The sequence below is a fragment of the Fastidiosipila sanguinis genome, assembly GCF_002998295.1.
GTDB classification, from domain to species: Bacteria; Bacillota; Clostridia; order Saccharofermentanales; family Fastidiosipilaceae; genus Fastidiosipila; species Fastidiosipila sanguinis.
Map to the genome: position 1 here is coordinate 777,451 of NZ_CP027226.1, position 17,748 is coordinate 795,198.

Sequence of the window (17,748 nt, forward strand, 5' to 3'; positions counted from 1 at the left end):
TGTATAAATTAAAAAGAAGAGTTCTATTTAGAACTCTTCTAAGTCTTCTAAATTTTCTTCAATCTTACTTAGGTTGTTTTCCATCTTAAGTAAGGTTTTTTGTAAAATCATTTTTTCTTCATTACTGATTCCATTCATTAGAGAATTCGAAAAATTACTACACTTATCTGTCAATGCTTCTTGATGTTCTGCAAACTTTTCTTTATTTAGAATAATACGTAATTTGCGTCTATCTAAACTGTCTTTCCTTATTTCAAGATATCCTTCATCTTCTAACTGCTTGGAAATTTTCTTAATATTTTGATACGAGCTTCCGAAAACTCGAGCTAATTCATGTAAGCTTGGATTATAATCATCAAACAAATCTAAACATGTTAATAAGAACTGTTGTCGCATTGTAATATCTTTTAAACATTTATCTCCAACAGCCTGAATCCCATTAGTAACAGTAAATAAAGTTCCATATATGGACATAATATCAGACTTATTTTTAATTACATTATTTACTCTCTCTATTCTCATTTTCTCTCCATTTTTATTAACACTAAATATAATTTTGACTAAATATTTTTAATAATTATTTAGCATCTTTTACTGACACTAAATCAGCAAAAACTAAAAGCCTTTGATTCCATGAAGGTGCATTGTGACAAGTTATCAGCATTATTTGTGATGACACATCAGGGTTTGTAAGATAATTAATAAGTTCTCCTTGTGGAATTATTTCAATGTTTGAAATATTATACTCATATACTTTATTTTGTCTAGTAATTCTAATTTTTTCACCAACCTTAACATCTTTCAATTTAGAGAAAAATCTATCATTAGTATATGCAGAGTGGCCTAATATTGTTGCTCTTCCTGGATTACCAATTTCTGCTGAATCCTCATACCAACCTGCTCCATACCTTAATGGAACATAACCAGCACCTTTAAGTAACGGAAGATTAATGTTAACACTGTCAATTTGAATCATACCAAGAGGTTCTAAGTAAAAATACGGAGACGTTGTAGCATTTGGATCTTCCTCTTGGCCAAAATCTTCTAGAGCTTCACCTTCAATTCTATTTGCATTTGCATCAACCCAAATACCATTTCCATCTATTAAAGCACCGTCAATTTTATCTGGAGTACTAGTTGGTTTAGTATTATCATTATTTGTAGTTTTGATTAATTTGGTTAGATCATCCATAACTTTATCTTGTTGGTAAGCAATGTAAAAAGGTCTAATAATTAAGAATAATCCTATAGCTATTAAGACAACAATAACAATATCTAAAAATCTTGAAAACCATGTTTTCTTCTTCTTAGTTTTTCCTTTTTTCTTACCCTGATTACTTAAATCTTTCTCATTTGGTAAAGCATCACTTATGTTTTTTGCATCAATCTTATCTTTATCCAAATTAAGATTATCTAATTTATTACTTTTCATCTAGCTCTCCTCTGTCACGTCTTACCAGTAAAGTATATTTTATATCTAACACATTACTAAATCACACAAATTTTTTAGTTTTAATATAAATAAAGGCTAACTCATTATAAGCTAGCCTTCATAACATAATAAATATAATACTTAAATAATAAGTAATCTATCTGTTAAATTTTTGTTTCCTCAATTTTCCAGATATCTTCTACGTATTCACGAATGGTTCTATCTGAACTGAATACACCAGACTTACTGATATTAATCCAGGCCTTTCTTGCCCATGTCTCTTTATCATTAAACTCTACTGCTGCTCTATCTTTAGCCTCTCTATATGAAGCAAAGTCACCTAGAACATAGTATTGGTCAGCCTGATCCCAGTCACCTACCATTAAGCTATTGTATAAATCTTGGAATAGTCCTTGATTATCATCAGAGAATGTACCATCAATCAATGTGTCAACTACTCTCTTGAGTCCTGGGGTCTTCTCATATGGAACCTTCGGATCATAGCTTGGTAAGATTTCAACAATTTCTTCTTCTTTCGCACCAAAGAGGAACATGTTTTCATCACCAACTTGACCATTAATTTCAACGTTTGCTCCATCAAGTGTACCGATAGTTAATGCACCATTCATCATAAACTTCATGTTACCTGTACCTGAAGCTTCTTTACCTGCCATTGATATTTGTTCAGAAAGGTCTGCTGCTGGGAATAAAACTTCAGCTTTAGAAACATTATAGTTTTCTACAAAGACTACCTTAATAATGTTATTTACATCGCTATCATTGTTGATTAACTCAGCAATTTCATTAATAAATTTAATAATTGTCTTAGCTCTTACATATCCTGAAGCTGCTTTCGCACCGAAGAAGAATACTCTAGGAGTCCAGTCTTCTTGTGGATTTTCTTTGATTCTGTAGTAAAGATCTAAGATATAGAAAGCATCTAATAATTGACGTTTATATTCATGCAAACGTTTGATCATAATATCAAATTGTGCATCTACATCAACTTTAATACCCAAGCTTGTCTCAACCATATCAGCAAGTTGTTGTTTCTTAATTTTCTTAACGTCTAAGAATTGTTTCAAAACTTTCTTATCATCTGCGAATGGTAGTAACTCTTCTAATTTATCAGCATGTTTTACCCAATCTTCATTTCCTAAGAGTTTGGTAATTAAAGCAGATAATTCAGGGTTTGTATTTCTTAGCCATCTACGAGGTGTAACACCATTAGTTTTGTTATTGATCTTACCTGGGTAAATATCTTCCCAATCATGTAAAGTATCTTTTCTTAAGATATCTGTGTGCAACTGAGCTACACCGTTAATTGAGTAACTTACATATGAAGCTAACCATGCCATATGGACTTGACCATCATGAATCATTGACATGTATTCAATCTTACCTGGGTGTGCATCTATCTCAGCTAATTCAGCTCTAAATTTAGCATCAATTTTTTCAATAACACTATAGACATTAGGGATTAATTCTTTAACAATATTAATGTCCCATTTTTCTAGAGCTTCTGCAAGAACTGTATGGTTTGTATATGCAAAGGTTGCTTTAGCAATTTCTGATGCTTCATCAAACTCAATACCTTCTTCCATGAACAAACGAATTAATTCTGGAATTGCAATAACAGGGTGTGTATCGTTCAATTGCAATGAGTTAAACTCTGCAAAAGTGCGAAGATCACCATGATTCTCTTTGTGACGTCTTATGATATCCTTAACAGATGCGGAAGCGAAGAAGTATTGTTGTTTTAATCTCAATACTTTACCTTCATGTGTTGTATCATTTGGATATAAAACTCTCCAAATATCTTCAGCTTGATTTTTCTCTTCTAATGCTTCTTGGAAATTACCAGCATTGAAATCATGAATATCAAATGGTGTTAATGGTTCAGCTTTCCATAAACGTAATGTATTAACGTTGTCAGTATGATAACCAGTAATTGGAAGATCATACGGAACTGCGTAAACATCACCTGTTGCTAGTTCAATTCTTTGTTTTTCATCTCTATGTGGAACTACAGGTGCAAAATCATCCTCCATCCAAACATCAGGTGTTTCAACTTGGTAACCGTTATCAAACACTTGTTTGAATAGACCATGACGATACAAGATTCCATATCCTGTTACTGGCATATCTAATGTAGCTGATGAATCCATAAAACATGCTGCAAGTCTACCTAGACCACCATTTCCTAAAGCAGCATCATTTTCTTCTTCTAAGATTGATGTTAAATCAAATCCTAAATCTTTTAATGCATCTTTTGCTTCATCATAGATATCCAAGTTCACTAGGTTGTTCAATGTAGAACGTCCTACTAAGAACTCAGCACTCAGATAATGCTCTTGTCTTGTTTTGTCATATGCCTTCTTAGTCTCAGCCCAATTATCAGCAACATGCTCAATAATTGCTCTTGAGAGTGCAGCCCAAACTTCTGCCTCTGTAGCTTGACTTACATCTTGTCCACTATTTGCCTTAATATGGCTGCTTATGGACTGTTTAAAGAAATCTTTTAACTTCTTCTTACTCATAAAAAGTCTCCTTCTCTTTTTTCTTCTCTCCAAAAATAAAGGAACATAATTAATTAAAATTACATTCCTTTACATTCTAACTATAAATTAACATTAATATATAAAATAATCCGTAAACAATAAAGGAAAATCCTAAATATTCTCAATACAATTGTTGATATCAAACTTTAAATACAATAATAAAGTTCAATCAGCAAAAAACCAATGCTATTCTGTAGTTTTTAAATTATTCTTCTGTAGATTCTTCCACTTTAGCTGATTCTTCAACTTCTTCAGTATCTTCTTCTACAACTTTTTCAGCGTCTACAGTTTCTTCATTTTCCACTGCTTCTACTGTTGTTCCTTCGACTTCCTCAACTGCTTCTTCACCTTGTGCTTGTTCAGCTAAAGCTGCTTGGAAAGCAATTTCCATATCTGAAGGAGCATCTGCTTTGGATGAATTATCAACATATGAGTTAGCAGGTCTGTTTGCTTCACGTTTAGCTCTTTCAGCATCACGTTTAGCTTGACGTTCTGCTGCCGCACCACGTAATTCGTTTAGTGGCTCAACTGCTTTAATACTAATGCTTACTCTTCTATTTTCGCTTGAAGATTCTAATACTTGGGCTTCAACTTCTTGACCTACAACAAGAACGTCCTTAGGAGATTCTAGGTGTCTATCTGAAATTTCTGAGATATGGCATAGTGCATCAACACCTTCACCAATTTCAACAAAAGCACCGAAGTTTACGATTCTTACAACTTTACCAGATACTGTAGTACCTTCTGGGTATTTTTCTTCAACGTTGTAGTAAGGATCATCTTCAAGTTTTCTATAACCTAGAGAAATCTTATTTTGCTCTTGGTCAAAGTCTTTTACATAAACTTGAACTACATCACCAACATTAACTACTTCTGATGGATGTTTGATGTGGCCCCAGCTTAATTCACTGATATGGATTAAACCATCAACACCACCAAGATCAACGAAAACACCAAATTTAGTAATGTTTCTAACTACACCTTCGTAAATGTCACCTACTGCAATACTTGACCATAATTCTTCTGCACGTTCTTTACGTACTTCTGTAATCAATGTTCTTCTTGAACCAGATACACGTAAACGTCTTCTTGCATCAAATTGAGTGATTAATACTTCTAAATCTTGGCCAACATATTCAGCCATCTCTTCATCTGAAATAGTACGGTTGTCAATTTGTGTTCTATGAATATATACATCTATACTTCCGTAAGTACCAATAAGTCCATCTTTTACTTGTCTATCGATATGAATAGTAACTGGCTCATGGTTTTCGAAAGCTTTTTCAAGTTCTTCTTTATGTTTTACGAAGTCAACTCTTGACTTACTTAATTGAATATCCTTGCCTGCATCAGTAAAACGAATATTCTTAACAAAAACCTCTACTGGATTCTTCTCAGCGATTGCCTTGTCAAGGTCGAAATTAGGATCCCTATCGAATTCACTTCGACTAATTTTACCTTCTGACTTATCACGAATATCTACATAAGCATATTCGTCATCATAACGTACGATAACACCTTTGATTACAGCACCTTTACGCACTTGTGGGATATTGTCAATGTAGTCCATGAAACTTACATCTTCAGATTTTTTATTATGATTATCATCTGAAGCTTCTGTTTCCTTATCATTTGCAACTTCAGCTGACTCTTCAGTTGAAGTTTCAGACGTTTTAGCTTCTTGCTCTTCTTGAGCAGGCTTGACTTCCTTTTCAACACTTGTTGTCTCAGCTGAGGTTACATCATTATTTGCAGCCTCCAACTCATTTTCGACTGCTTGATTTTCTTGCAAAGCATCTTTATTTTCTTCGCTCATTACGCATAACCTCCAAAATATATAGTTCTACAGTATTTTACCATTAATAGAGAACTTTGCAATTTATAATATATATTTTTTTTAAAATCGTCATTTTACCTACAAATTACAATTTTTATAGTTCACTATAATTTTATATTCCATCATTTCTTATTAATTTAGGTCAGATAAAATTCCATCAGTTAGTTTTTCTTTATCAGCCAGAGGATATTCCTTACCCATTAGAGCGAAAATTTTCTCCATTAAGATAATAGATTCTGCCATCATCTCAGCTTCACTTAATCTCTTTTTGTCTGTTTGAATGTAATATGGTTCGCCAAAAATTATACGACTTTTCTTGAAGAGCTTATACTCACTATCAATTGCAATTGGTATGATTGGAGTTTTGGTTCGAAGTGCAAATGAAATCGCTCCTGTCTTTGGTGCTACTTTTGCTAGCTTTTCCTCTGTCTTACACCTAGTACCCTGTGGAAAAATTGCTAAGACTTTATCTTGCTTAAGTACATTAAAAATCGCTTTAACACTGTAGGCTTCAACCTCTGAAGTATTGACGGGAATAACTCTAAATTTCAATAATATATTACTTAATAATGGATATCTCATTAGAGATTCTTTTGCTACAAAATAACCCCAACGTTTACGCTCATTTATGGCAAACATTAAGAATGGAGCATCTAAATTACTACCATGATTTCCTGCTACTATAGCAGCACCATCATCAGGTAAATTATCCAAATTTTCAAATTCCATTGGATAAAATATGTTGATAAATAACCTAACTGCTCCTAAGATAAATCTTCTGGGAAAATTAAACATTTTTTTATCATCTTCAGGTAGTGGTTTATCTATATTTTTTAATACTCTATTTTTTGCTTTTTCGTTTAACATTCAGTACTCCTATTTTTATTCATATAGTCAATAATTATATCAGCGCATTCAGAAATACTTAATCCTGTAGTATCGAAGATAAAAGCATCCTCAGCTGCTTTTAAAGGTGCAAATTCTCTATTAGTATCTTGCTCGTCTCTATAAAGCTGATCTTGCAAAACCTCTTCAAAATCAACTTCAACACCTTTCGCAATGAGCTCTTTATATCTTCTTTCTGCTCTTAGTTTTTGATCTGCTGTCATAAATATTTTAAAATCTGCATCTGGCAAAACGTAAGTCCCAATATCTCTACCATCAATTACCATGCTAATTTTTTTAGATAAATCTCTTTGAATTTCAACTAATTTCAATCTTACCTCTGGAACTGCACTTACATCTGATGCCCATAGAGATACCTCAGGTGTTCTTATAAGATGATTAACACATTCTCCGTTTAACATAGTTTTTTGTTCTCCATTTTGGAACTCTACAGTGATATCACTATCATTGACAACTTTTATAATTGCATTTGTATCACCTTTTTCAATTCCTGATTGAAGACAAGCCAATGCACTTGCTCTATACATAGCGCCTGTATCTAAATGCAATATATTTAGCTTATTTGCTAAGTCTCTTGAAACTGTAGTCTTACCAGCACCTGCAGGACCATCTATTGCTATTGTATAAACATCATTCATAAGTACACCTCCTTAATAAACAGTACCTAAATCGTCACCTGAGTCTACTGACTCTTTCTCCTCCAAATCACTCTCTTTGTGATATGAAGTTTCAAAATCTCTTATAGTTTCGTACATAAGCATATCCATAGGTTCAAGTTGATTTAAATTCTCAATACCATAAAGCTGTAAAAACAACTCTGTAACACCAAAAAGTGCTGGTCTACCAGGAGCATCCAACGTTCCTGTCATTTCAACTAGACCTTTTTCAATCAATCTATTTAAAGCACTATCTGAATTAACTCCTCTGACCTCTTCTATATCAGCTCTAGTGACAGGTTCGTTATACGCTACCACTGCAAGAGTTTCATAATTAGCTTGAGTCAACTTAGTCCTTTTGATTTCACTATTAAAAAATCCAGAAATTTCATCTTTTACTTCTGTTTTAGTTGCAAAAGCCACTGCTGAACCAATTATACGTAATTCAAAACCATGCTTTGAATCCTCATATTTAATTTTTAATTGCTTAATTAAATCTTCTAAATCTTTACTACTCAAATCAAAAAAAGCTTCCAAATCAGCTTTTTCTACAGGATTTCCAGAAGCAAAAATTATTGCTTCAAGAATAGCCAATATGCTTAATTTCTGCTTTTCATTATCAATCATATTCATTAGTCTGTTTCATCCTTACTATTGCTATTCTTTTCATCATTATTTTTACTTAAAATTATATCTGCAAAAGCTTCTTTTTGTGTGGCTATTATTTCATTATTTTTTAATAATTCTAAAACAGCTAAAAATCCTGTTAATAACTCTGCTTTTGATTCACTCTTAGAATATAAGTTATTAAAGTTTATTATTGAATGCTTATTAAGCTGAGTATTAAGATTATTAATCTGATCTAATATTGATAAGTGTTTACGTTTAACAATATAGTTAATTTTTTCACTTAAATCCTGATATCGTGCCTGATTTCTTGCTGCTATATTTTGTACAGCCTCATCAAACCTAAAAGTTTTAAATTCGCTGGCATCTGTATAAAAAACTGTCTTATCTTTTACTTCTATTCCTAGTTCATTATCAGGTAAACGTTTTCTAAAGATTACCCCTGAATAGCGCTCTTCTCTTTCCTCTAGTTGTCTTGCTATAAGTTTGCAACGTCTGTAAAGCAAAAGCTTCCATACCAGTTCATCTCTTGGGTCTTCTGAACTACCATCTTCTTTATAAGAAGGCAAAATCATTTTGGATTTAATTTGCACTAAATCACTTGCCACTGCAAGAAAGTCTGCAATATTATTTAAATCTACTTCAGTTAATGATGTTAAGTATTCTAAGTACTGATTCGTCAACTCTGCAATAGGTATATCAAAAAGATCAATTTCATTTTTGTCGATTAGGTATAGCAAAAGATCTAAAGGTCCAGAAAAATCACCTAAGTGAAGTTCTGGGCCTTTAGCTTCATTCCCAATTATATTGTTGATATCTTTCTTATTATCAATTTTTGACATTTTTTACCTAAAAAACTTATTCTAACTTGTAGTCCTTTAACCAACAATTAGATTGAATATCCATGTACTTAATTCTCTAAATGGCCATTCAATTAAACTGACTATTGGTGTAATTATTTTTCCTAGGAACATCGAAAATGGTCTATTAAAGAAAACTATTACCATTAACAATACAAATCCTATATTTCTAGAATACTGGTTAATTATATAGCTCCATTTATCTGGCAAAAAGCGATTAGCTAATTCAAATCCATCCAACGGAGGAATAGGCAGCAAATTAAACACTGCTAAGTTAACATTTAAAAATATCAATGAGTAATTAATCTGTTGAAGTGTGGTTAAAACAGTTAAGCTGAGCCCAGAAAGCTCTACAGAATTGAAAACTAACAGATTATATATCAGTGCTATGGTATAAAATAACGCAGCTGCTACAACAGCAAGGATTAGATTAAATGTAATCCCAGATAGACTGACCCAGAGCATTGCATTTTTACGATTTACATCTCTTCTAAAGTTGTTAGAATTTACTGGCACAGGTTTACCCCAAGCGACTGGTGCCCCAAAAAGGATTAGCATCAAACCTATTGGCTCAAAATGTTTTATGGGATTTAGGGTGATACGACCAGCTCTAAGAGCAGTCTCATCACCCATTTTATAAGCAAAGTATGCGTGAGCCCATTCATGGACACTAATTGATAAGAACAGTACAAATAGACCGATTAAATATGAATTCAAATCAAAATTATCAAACATTTTCACCCTCTATATTTTTATATCAGTTTCACTTACTCTGTTAACAATCTTTCCCTAGATTTCCCTATTTTTTAGGAGTTTCTCTCAACACCCAAGAATGCATTTTCACCGTTGATATCAACTTTTATAGAACTTTCAATTTTACTTGTTTCTAAATCTGTTGCAAGAACATCTGCTTTTAATTCTTCAGCATATTTATTTACAGCTACTAAGACCTTATCTGATCCAGCAACATACAATTTAATTCTATCAGTTACTTCAAATCCTGAATCTTTTCTTAGATTTTGAACCTTGGAAACTATCTCTCTTATGTAACCACGATTAATTAGATTCTCATCAAGATTTAGGTCTAGTGCTAAGTTAATAGTTGGACTTGTTTCGATTTGATAACCTGTAATATTATTAGCTTCAACTTCTAAGTCTTCTTCAACTAAATCGAACTCTTCACCATCAATCTCAACTCTAATATAGCCAGTTTCTTGTAGTTCTTTCCAAGCCTTATCACCATTTAAGTTTTCTAGAGCTTGTTTAGCTGCAGGAATTTTTGAACCTATTTTCTTACCTAGAACCCTAAAGTTAGGTTTAAATGAATAAGTGGTTAAAGACTCTAAACTATCTACATACTCAATTTCATCTACATTTATTTCTTCTGTTAAAACTTTAGATAATTCTTCATCAAATGCTTTAATTCCAGTAATTAAAACTCTTGAGAGTGGCTGACGATTTTTGATGCCTGAATTATTACGAGCCGCTCTTCCCAATTGAACACTATCAATCAATAGCTCCATTGAATCTACAAGTTCTTGGTTTGCCCATTCTTGATTAACTTCTGGATATGAACATAAGTGAACACTCTCTGGGGCATCTGAGTTTGTTGTCTTAACCACAACTTGATAAATCTCTTCAGCTAAGAATGGAGTAAATGGCGCAATTAATCTAGATACTTGCTCTAGAGTAGTATATAGAGTCATATAAGCATTGATCTTATCTTCTTCCATTTCACCAACCCAGAAGCGCTCTCTACAACGTCTTACATACCAGTTACTTAATTCATCGGCAAATTTCTCGATTAATCTTGCTGCACCAGTAATATCCATATCTTTGTTAGATAATTTCTCATCTACTTTTGCAATTAGCTCAGTCAACTTAGCCAGTAACCATCTATCCATAACAGGTAACTTAGAATAATCTAATTCATATGCGCATGGATCAAATTTGTCTATGTCTGCGTACATTGTATAGAAAGCTAAAGTATTCCAAATTGTAGCCATGAATTTACGCATACCTTCAGTTACAGCTTCAGAACTGAAACGGCTAGGTAACCATGGATTGGAGTTAGTATAGAAATACCAACGAACTGCATCTGTACCTTGTGCATCCAATACAGACCAAGGATCTACAACATTGCCTAAATGCTTACTCATTTTACGACCATTCTCGTCTTGGACTAATCCCATAACTAAAACACTATCGTATGGAGTTTTGTCAAACAAGAGAGTACTAATTGCCATCAATGCATAGAACCAACCCCTAGTTTGGTCTTCTGCTTCTGAAATAAATCCAGCTGGGAAATTAGCTTCAAACTTATCTTTGTTTTCAAAAGGATAATGATATTGTGCAAAAGGCATTGAACCAGAGTCAAACCAGACATCCATAACTTCAGGAGTTCTTGTCATTTTACTCTTACAATCAGGACAATTGACAGTTATATCATCAATATATGGTTTATGTAATTCGATATCAGCACTTGCATCAGGAGAAAGTTCAAGCAATTCATCAATTGAGCCAACACAATGATACTTGTCACATGACTTACACTCCCAGATAGGCAACGGTGTACCCCAGAATCTCTCTCGTGAAATATTCCAGTCAACTACATTATCCAAGAAATTACCAAATCTTCCTGTCTTAACAGTTTCTGGCATCCATGTAACTTTCTCATTATTTGCTAATAGGTTCTCTCTGACTTTAGTCATTTCAATGAACCACTCGTCTCTAGCATAGTAAATCAATGGAGTAGAACATCTCCAACAATGTGGGTAGTTATGTTTATATTTTTCACTTCGCAATAATGAATTATCTTCAAATAATTTGGTTAAAACACCTGCATCGGCATCTTTAACCCATTGGCCTGCAAAATCAGTAACATCTGCAGTCATTTTTCCTTCAGAGTCAACTAATTGTACGAACGCTAGATCATATTTTTTGCCAACCTTAGAGTCATCTTCACCAAAAGCCGGAGCGGTATGAACTATACCTGTACCATCACTTAAAGTTACATAATCTGCTTCACAGACTACAAAAGCTTTTTTATCACTTTGCTCAGCAACTGTTTTGTTGGCATATGGAAGAATAGGCTCATACTCTTTGCCTACTAAATCTTCACCTTTAAATTTATCGATAACTTTATATGAATCTTCACCAAACACAGAGTCTGCCAAAGCTTCTGCAACATAGTATCTAGTACCTGCTGCCAACGCGACTTCTGAACCTCTATGATTATGCTCTACAGCTGTTTCATTTAATTCAATTAAAACATAGTCCAAGTTTTTGTTAACTGTCAATGCAACGTTAGAAGGCAAGGTCCATGGAGTTGTTGTCCAAGCTGAGAACCAGTTATCTTCGCCCTTAACTTTAAATCTTACGAATGCTGAAACATCTTTAACTTCTTTATATCCTTGTGCTACTTCATGGCTTGATAAAGCAGTACCACAGCGTGCACAATAAGGTACAACTCTAAAGCCTCTATATAATAGATCTTTATCCCAAATTTGCTTAATCGCCCACCACTCAGATTCAATAAATTTATTATCATAAGTAATATATGGATTTTTCATATCAGCAGAATATGCTAAACGTTCTGACAGTTGTTCCCATTCATCTTGGTATTTCCAAACACTTTCTTTACATTGCTTAATGAACTCTTCTACACCGTATTCAACGATGTCTTCTTTTCCATCTAGACCTAAGCGTTTTTCTACTTCAATTTCAACTGGAAGACCATGAGTATCCCAACCGGCTTTAAATTCAACTTGGTAACCCTTCATTCTTCTATATCTAGGCACTAAGTCTTTGATTGATCTAGTCAAAACGTGACCAATATGAGGTTTACCATTAGCTGTTGGAGGTCCATCATAAACTGTATAGCTTGGACCATCTGTATTCATATTCTCTAATTTTTCTTGAATATTATTATCTTTCCAAACTTTTTGGATAGAGACTTCTCTATCCTTAAAATTCATATCAGAATTTATTTTCTTGTACATAATACTCTCCTAATCCTCGATTAATATTTTTAGGCAGAAAAAAACGCCCCCACATCGGGACGCCTAAAAGATTAAGCGTGGTACCACCCGATTATTTCCGGCGCTCACAGAAACGTTCAGAAACACTCATCAGTGATAACGGTACAGCCTTACAGGTATTACCGGTCAAAGCTAATTGATATTGTCTTTCACCTTGACTACTCGTGGATGATCTTCATTCAAGACTAAATATCGATATTCCAGCTACATCGACTCTCTGTAATTATCATCAAGAACTACTCTTCCAGTCATCGTATTTAAGCTAAATTCTAGCTTTTAAAAGAATTCTAGTCAAGTGTTTTTATATTTTAATAGCAAAAACTCTAGTCTCTACAAAACTGTAGCTAGACTAGAGTTAATGGTATTAAATATTATTACTTAATTACTTAGCTTGATTGTTCACACAGAGATTTTCTAAGTTTCTCTCCATTTTTGTAAAGTAAGTCTCTCCTGCTGCTAATTCCTCTTCTGTAGGAGAATGCATTGTTGTTAATGGTAAAACTTTAACATCTCCAATTTCATTAGCTAAAACTTGTGCAATTTTGTCACTTCCAGCGTCATCGAAGTATATCGCTTTCATATGTTCTGATTTAACTAGATTTACCATTTCTTTCATCTTTTCTGGATTCGGATCTTGTTCAGTACCCATACCTGTTAAACCGTATTGTTTTAGACCATAGTCTTTTGCTATATATCCAAATGCCTCATGAGTAATAACAAAACTTTTTACGTTATTCTCACTCAATTTCTCTGAGTAAAGTTTATCTAGTTCTTTTAATTTCATGTTGTAGTCATTAAAATTCTTCTCATATGTATCTTTAGCTTCTGGATTTATTTCAACTAAAGCGTTCTTAATATTCTCCAACATTTTGCTACTATTTTTTGGACTTAACCATAGATGTGGATCATAGGTATGGCTGTGTTCATGTTCGTGGTCGTGATCATCCTCATGGTCGTGTTCACCCTCATGATCGTGGTCATGGTCGTGATCGTGGTCATCCTCGCGATCATGGTCGTGGTCGTGATCGTGGTCATCCTCGTGATCATGGTCGTGGTCGTGATCGTGGTCATCCTCGTGATCATGGTCGTGGTCATGAGAATGTCCTGGCAATAACTCTATACCTTCACCTGCTTCCACCCATTTTAATTTACTTCCTTCACTCTCCAAGCTTGCTTTAACAGAATCTATCCATTCTTCCATACCAGCACCTTGGTAAATTAACAAATCTGCTTTTGATAACTCTGCAACTTGTTTTGCAGAAGGTTCCCATCCATGTGATGCACTTCCTGCTGGCATTATGTTAGTTACGTTTGCAGTTTCACCTGTAATAGCTTTAGTAAATTCATACATTGGATAAAATGAGGTTGCGATATTCAATTTATTAGAATCATTATCTTGCTTTTCATTTGTAGTACTTGGCTTACCACCAGCATTACATGCGACTAAACTAAAACTTAAAAGTACAGCTAATCCTGCTCTTCCTATTTTTTGTAAATTCATAGATTTTCTCCCTTTTATTTTTATTTGCAACTCTTTCGCATTTGCTAACAATAAGCATTCTAAAACACAGAGATTATAAAGTCAAGCCTACTTTTTATAATCTATTATTTTTTAGTATAAATTCATGAGTATATTTTTTTAATAAAAAAGCATCCCATTGAACTGCACCCCAAAATCCGGACACAGAAGTGAAAGGATGGAGGGGTAAATTTATGCCTAAATATAGTGATGAATTCAAATTAGAAGTAATTAAAGATTACTTAAGTGGTAAGAATGGAGGGAGTGTTTTAATCGCTAAAAAATATGGAGTTCCAGTAAGAACAGTTAATAATTGGATTAATTGGTACAACGCACGTGGTAAGCATGGATTGATCAAAAAACTTACTACTAAAAGTTATAGTAGCGATTTTAAGCTTTCGGTAATAAAATATAGAGAGATAAATAAATGTTCATACCGAGAAGCAGCAGAACATTTCGGCGTTACTAATGGTGCAATTGTATATACATGGGCCAAAAAATATGAAGAGAAAGGCTTCTCTGGTTTGGAAGGAAAACAAGGAAGGTCCCGAAAAGTGTCAAAGAGTAAAAATCCAAAACCATTAAACGAGAGTGAGCGTGAAGAGTTAATACGCTTACGCGAAGAGGTAAAGTATCTTAAATTAAAAGAAATTTACGAAAAAAAGTTAGAAGCCTTGCTGGAAGAGATGGACGAGGGAGAATACCAGCCAAGGCCAAAACAAAAGTAATTCTAGAGTTACAAGTAGAGTTTCCAAAAATCCAGTTAAAAATTTGGTTAAGCTTAGCGGAGCTACCACGTTCTTCTTACTACGAATGGAAAAACAAGCTAGATAAACCTGTAGATAAAGACAAAGAGATAGTATTAGCAATAGTGCAGGTTGTAAAAGAATCTAGTTATAGATATGGATACAGAAGAGTTTCAATGAAACTTAGAAAGCTAGGATTAGTAGTTAACCACAAAAAAGTTCTACGTATTATGCGAGAACAAAACTTATTGAGCACAAAATTCAAAACAAGATCCAGAAAATATAATTCCTACAGAGGAAAAGTTGGAGAAGTAGCTGATAATTTGGTCAAGCGCCAGTTTAACACTGCTAGACCAAACGAATTGTGGTTAACAGACGTAACAGAATTCAGATTAAAGAATAGCGAAGAAAAAATATATTTATCTGCAATACTAGATACTTACAATAGTGAAATTATTTCGTTCTCAATTGACAAACACCCAACAACTGCGTTTACAAATAAAGCTTTAGATGAAGCCTTAAAAAGGGTTAAAGATGTAAGTGAATTAGTAATTCACAGTGACCAAGGTTTCCATTACCAACACAGCAGTTGGGTAAAACGATTGGAAACGAGAGGAATAAAACAAAGTATGTCCAGAAAAGGAAACTGTTTAGATAATTCACCGATGGAAAATTTCTTTGGAATAATGAAGCAAGAAATGTTTTATGGTGAAGATTTTAAGAATTTAGAACAATTAATAGAAGTAATTATAGAGTATATAAAATGGTACAATGAAGATAGAATAAAGGTAAAATTAAACGGACTTTCACCTGTTGAATACAGATTACAGTCCGCTTAAATATTATTAAATTGATGTCCGGATTTTGGGGTTCACTACACATTCAGGATGCCTTGACATATATAATTTATGATTAATTTATCTACTTCCTTATATAAGTATTAAAACTATAGTGTACATCGGCAGAATCGGAATATAGTAGCTGTGATTTTTCTGCCAAATACCAATCCTTATTTTTATCGAGATTAGGGAAAAATCTGTCAACATTTTCATATTCTTTATGGACTTTACTTACATGGCAAATATTCACGTATGGCAACAATTGCTCATAGATCTCCGTTCCACCAATACAGAATATCTTTTTACCTTCTTCCTCAGCATCTTCAATCTGCCTTAATAAATAATCAATATCATTGAAGACTGTAGCCCCATCTATTTTCTGCACTGTCCTAGATAGAATCCAATTTTCTCTATTCTTTAGGACCTTTCCTCCAGGAAAAGTTTCTAAAGTTTTTCTACCATAAATTACAATTCCATTTTCAGTTATCTTTTTAAAATTTTGTAGATCTTCTTTTATTCTGACAAGCTGATCACCTGCGTAACCAATACCCCAGTTATTATCAACTAATACAACTATTTCCATTGATACACTCCTAAGATCATGTAGTGATTAATTCTTTTATGCTATTGAACTTTGTTTCTTTAATTCCACTAATATTCATTAATTCTTCAATACTTTTAAAAACCCCAGATTCCTTACGATAATTAATTATTCTCTCTGCCATAGCTTGACCAATTCCTGGCAGTGTCTTTAGTTCTTTTATGCTAGCTGTATTTATATTTACTAAATTATTATTTGATGTATTATTTTCTGATCCAATACTATTAGAATTGCTACTAAGATTACTCAATATTTCTATTTCACTATCATTAATATTAGGAACATAAATATGAGATTCTAAGCTAACTTTTGCAGCTAAATTTATATAACTCTCAGCAGCTTCTTCTGTGAATCCACCAGCCATTTCAACCACTTCATAAACATAGGTATTCTCTGTAACATGATAAATGCCAGGATTATTTATTTCACCTGTAATATAGATTGGATACTTTTTTGATACTGATTCAACTTCTTTTTCAGGTACATTAGCTTGCTCAGAGACATCCTTGCTTATATCAGTACTGTCAGAATCTGTTAGCTCATAGTTTCCATTAATTTTTGAACTATTGCCTTCTGCTCTTATTAGTAAGTCTTCAGAACTATTCTTCTGAATAAAAAACAAAACTCCAATAATAAAAGCTGTTATAAAAGCTAAATTACTAATCCAAAATTTAACACTGCTTTTCATATAATCACCTCCATAAATATATTTTATTTGAGGCAATCATCTTCCCTATTCACAATAAGTAACAAATGTTATCAAAGACAGTTACTATTTAGCCCAGAGTCTTTCCAGCTGATAGAATTCTCTAGCATCTTTGCTAAAAATATGGACAATAACATCACCATAATCCAGAAGTATCCATTCTCTTGTATCGAAACCTTCGCTACTTCTTACTTCTAGGTTAAAATCTTCTCTTAATTTGAATTCAACTTCATCAGCTAATGCTTTGATCTGTGTATTTGAATTTCCTGTGCACAACACAAAATAATCTGCAAGTGAACTTCCGGTAATATCTAAAATTTCAATATCGTGACCTTTTTTATTTTCTAAGGCATCAACTACAGCATCAGCAATTTTCTTAATATCTTCTTTTGTAATATTATTATTTTCTTCTAACATA

Annotated in this window: 16 protein-coding genes and 1 other annotated feature; of the genes, 2 read left to right on the forward strand and 14 right to left on the reverse strand. The window is 33.2% G+C overall.

The window, feature by feature from the left end; all coding sequences use genetic code 11:
• Window positions 1-27: 27 nt before the first annotated feature.
• The 11 genes from C5Q98_RS03350 to C5Q98_RS03400 form a co-directional block, all read right to left on the reverse strand.
• On the reverse strand, window positions 28-522 hold the full coding sequence (locus C5Q98_RS03350; RefSeq protein WP_106012304.1) for a MarR family winged helix-turn-helix transcriptional regulator: 495 nt from the start codon (window positions 520-522) through the stop codon (window positions 28-30).
• Window positions 523-577: 55 nt separating this feature from the next.
• Window positions 578-1,432 (reverse strand): sortase, encoded by an 855-nt coding sequence (locus tag C5Q98_RS03355; protein ID WP_106012305.1) that lies wholly within the window; start codon window positions 1,430-1,432, stop codon window positions 578-580.
• A 164-nt stretch (window positions 1,433-1,596) separates the two neighbouring features.
• Entirely contained in the window at window positions 1,597-3,972 is a 2,376-nt protein-coding gene (locus C5Q98_RS03360) for a glycogen/starch/alpha-glucan phosphorylase (RefSeq protein WP_106012306.1), read from the reverse strand.
• A gap of 226 nt (window positions 3,973-4,198) precedes the next feature.
• Window positions 4,199-5,809: a 30S ribosomal protein S1 gene (locus C5Q98_RS03365; protein WP_106012307.1), complete on the reverse strand. Its 1,611-nt coding sequence runs from the start codon at window positions 5,807-5,809 to the stop codon at window positions 4,199-4,201.
• Between the two features lie 153 nt (window positions 5,810-5,962).
• Window positions 5,963-6,697 (reverse strand): lysophospholipid acyltransferase family protein, encoded by a 735-nt coding sequence (locus C5Q98_RS03370; protein WP_106012308.1) that lies wholly within the window; start codon window positions 6,695-6,697, stop codon window positions 5,963-5,965.
• On the reverse strand, window positions 6,691-7,374 hold the full coding sequence (gene cmk / locus C5Q98_RS03375; protein WP_106012309.1) for a (d)CMP kinase: 684 nt from the start codon (window positions 7,372-7,374) through the stop codon (window positions 6,691-6,693). The genes C5Q98_RS03370 and cmk overlap by 7 nt, the downstream gene beginning before the upstream one ends.
• Window positions 7,375-7,386: 12 nt before the next feature.
• Entirely contained in the window at window positions 7,387-8,025 is a 639-nt protein-coding gene (gene scpB / locus C5Q98_RS03380) for an SMC-Scp complex subunit ScpB (RefSeq protein ID WP_106012310.1), read from the reverse strand.
• Entirely contained in the window at window positions 8,025-8,861 is an 837-nt protein-coding gene (locus tag C5Q98_RS03385; RefSeq protein WP_106012311.1) for a segregation and condensation protein A, read from the reverse strand. Before C5Q98_RS03385 ends, scpB begins: the two co-directional genes overlap by 1 nt.
• Window positions 8,862-8,897: 36 nt before the next feature.
• Entirely contained in the window at window positions 8,898-9,614 is a 717-nt protein-coding gene (locus tag C5Q98_RS03390) for a site-2 protease family protein (RefSeq protein WP_106012312.1), read from the reverse strand.
• Between the two features lie 71 nt (window positions 9,615-9,685).
• On the reverse strand, window positions 9,686-12,880 hold the full coding sequence (gene ileS, locus C5Q98_RS03395) for an isoleucine--tRNA ligase (protein ID WP_106012313.1): 3,195 nt from the start codon (window positions 12,878-12,880) through the stop codon (window positions 9,686-9,688).
• Between the two features lie 52 nt (window positions 12,881-12,932).
• Window positions 12,933-13,180, reverse strand: a binding site (T-box leader).
• A 121-nt stretch (window positions 13,181-13,301) separates the two neighbouring features.
• The gene (locus tag C5Q98_RS03400; protein WP_106012314.1) at window positions 13,302-14,420 is read right to left on the reverse strand and encodes a metal ABC transporter solute-binding protein, Zn/Mn family; all 1,119 of its coding nucleotides are present in this window, start codon (window positions 14,418-14,420) and stop codon (window positions 13,302-13,304) included.
• A gap of 212 nt (window positions 14,421-14,632) precedes the next feature.
• Between C5Q98_RS03400 and C5Q98_RS03405 the strand changes: the two genes are divergently transcribed.
• Together C5Q98_RS03405 and C5Q98_RS03410 are read left to right on the forward strand one after the other, a co-directional pair.
• Window positions 14,633-15,166 carry a helix-turn-helix domain-containing protein gene (locus C5Q98_RS03405; protein ID WP_106012315.1) on the forward strand — a complete coding sequence of 178 codons (534 nt, stop codon included), beginning with the start codon at window positions 14,633-14,635 and terminating at the stop codon, window positions 15,164-15,166.
• A complete protein-coding gene (locus C5Q98_RS03410; RefSeq protein ID WP_242967403.1) occupies window positions 15,139-16,023 on the forward strand; it encodes an IS3 family transposase in 885 nt (294 codons plus the stop codon). Before C5Q98_RS03405 ends, C5Q98_RS03410 begins: the two co-directional genes overlap by 28 nt.
• Window positions 16,024-16,105: 82 nt before the next feature.
• On the opposite strand, the gene C5Q98_RS03415 is transcribed toward C5Q98_RS03410, so the two are convergent.
• The 3 genes from C5Q98_RS03415 to rsfS all read right to left on the reverse strand — a co-directional run bounded on the left by C5Q98_RS03415 (window position 16,106) and on the right by rsfS (window position 17,747).
• Entirely contained in the window at window positions 16,106-16,606 is a 501-nt protein-coding gene (locus C5Q98_RS03415) for a dihydrofolate reductase (protein ID WP_106012317.1), read from the reverse strand.
• 16 nt (window positions 16,607-16,622) lie between these two features.
• A complete protein-coding gene (locus C5Q98_RS03420) occupies window positions 16,623-17,312 on the reverse strand; it encodes a helix-hairpin-helix domain-containing protein (RefSeq protein ID WP_106012318.1) in 690 nt (229 codons plus the stop codon).
• Between the two features lie 84 nt (window positions 17,313-17,396).
• Complete coding sequence (gene rsfS, locus C5Q98_RS03425) at window positions 17,397-17,747, reverse strand: ribosome silencing factor (protein ID WP_106012319.1); 351 nt, start codon at window positions 17,745-17,747, stop codon at window positions 17,397-17,399.
• Between the last annotated feature and the right edge of the window lies 1 nt (window position 17,748).

Excerpts from the sequence above, each read along its gene's own strand:
- C5Q98_RS03385 (WP_106012311.1), bottom strand. The coding sequence starts at position 8,861 with ATGTCAAAAATTGATAATAAGAAAGATATCAACAATATAATTGGGAAT.
- cmk (WP_106012309.1), bottom strand. The coding sequence starts at position 7,374 with ATGAATGATGTTTATACAATAGCAATAGATGGTCCTGCAGGTGCTGGT.
- scpB (WP_106012310.1), bottom strand. The coding sequence starts at position 8,025 with ATGAATATGATTGATAATGAAAAGCAGAAATTAAGCATATTGGCTATT.
- rsfS (WP_106012319.1), bottom strand. The coding sequence starts at position 17,747 with ATGTTAGAAGAAAATAATAATATTACAAAAGAAGATATTAAGAAAATT.
- C5Q98_RS03415 (WP_106012317.1), bottom strand. The coding sequence starts at position 16,606 with ATGGAAATAGTTGTATTAGTTGATAATAACTGGGGTATTGGTTACGCA.
- C5Q98_RS03420 (WP_106012318.1), bottom strand. The coding sequence starts at position 17,312 with ATGAAAAGCAGTGTTAAATTTTGGATTAGTAATTTAGCTTTTATAACA.
- C5Q98_RS03365 (WP_106012307.1), bottom strand. The coding sequence starts at position 5,809 with ATGAGCGAAGAAAATAAAGATGCTTTGCAAGAAAATCAAGCAGTCGAA.
- C5Q98_RS03370 (WP_106012308.1), bottom strand. The coding sequence starts at position 6,697 with ATGTTAAACGAAAAAGCAAAAAATAGAGTATTAAAAAATATAGATAAA.
- ileS (WP_106012313.1), bottom strand. The coding sequence starts at position 12,880 with ATGTACAAGAAAATAAATTCTGATATGAATTTTAAGGATAGAGAAGTC.
- C5Q98_RS03405 (WP_106012315.1), top strand. The coding sequence starts at position 14,633 with ATGCCTAAATATAGTGATGAATTCAAATTAGAAGTAATTAAAGATTAC.
- C5Q98_RS03400 (WP_106012314.1), bottom strand. The coding sequence starts at position 14,420 with ATGAATTTACAAAAAATAGGAAGAGCAGGATTAGCTGTACTTTTAAGT.
- C5Q98_RS03350 (WP_106012304.1), bottom strand. The coding sequence starts at position 522 with ATGAGAATAGAGAGAGTAAATAATGTAATTAAAAATAAGTCTGATATT.
- C5Q98_RS03355 (WP_106012305.1), bottom strand. The coding sequence starts at position 1,432 with ATGAAAAGTAATAAATTAGATAATCTTAATTTGGATAAAGATAAGATT.
- C5Q98_RS03390 (WP_106012312.1), bottom strand. The coding sequence starts at position 9,614 with ATGTTTGATAATTTTGATTTGAATTCATATTTAATCGGTCTATTTGTA.
- C5Q98_RS03360 (WP_106012306.1), bottom strand. The coding sequence starts at position 3,972 with ATGAGTAAGAAGAAGTTAAAAGATTTCTTTAAACAGTCCATAAGCAGC.